This is a genomic window from Terrabacter sp. 01T434, assembly GCF_056398545.1.
On record NZ_JBFTPP010000032.1, the window covers coordinates 1 to 549 of the forward strand.

Consider the following 549-nt stretch of genomic DNA (forward strand, 5'->3'; position numbering starts at 1 on the left):
AGGTTCACCAGAACTCGTCGGCCGACGACCTGGAGGGCTGGTACGACCGCCTGGGCGGCTACAACACCGACAGCGCCGTGAAGCTGCCGCTCGACACCGAGATAGACATGACCAGCGTCACCGGCAAATGGTCGAGCCCGGTCGGCGAGGTCACCGCGTCCAGCGCCTACTACAAGTACGACATGCTGCGGACGATCGACTTCACCCCGCAGTACAAGCCCTATATCGGCAGCGCCTATGGCGTGATCGGCTACCAGCCGGCCTATCTGGGCGCCTGGAACCACGAGTTGCGGCTGTCGTCGAAGGGCGAGGGCCAACTGCAGTGGACGGTCGGCGGCTACATGGAGCTGCGCAAGGACCACATCGACAGCAACACCGTGCTGACCAGCCTGACTACGGGCCAGCCCTACAGTCCGATGCAGTACCTGCAGGGGCGCTACGTCAACACCGGCGTCAAGCAGACGGCCCAGTTCGGCGAGGCGACCTGGACCCCGCCGCAGATCGAGGGCCTGTCGCTGACGGTGGGCGCACGCCACTACGACTACACCA

Annotated in this window: 1 protein-coding gene; it reads left to right on the top strand. The window is 65.2% G+C overall.

The features are described 5' to 3' along the window. Positions 1-549, top strand: a 549-nt coding sequence (locus AC1DIW_RS21860; RefSeq protein ID WP_478110922.1) for a hypothetical protein, incomplete at both ends; no start/stop codon positions are given.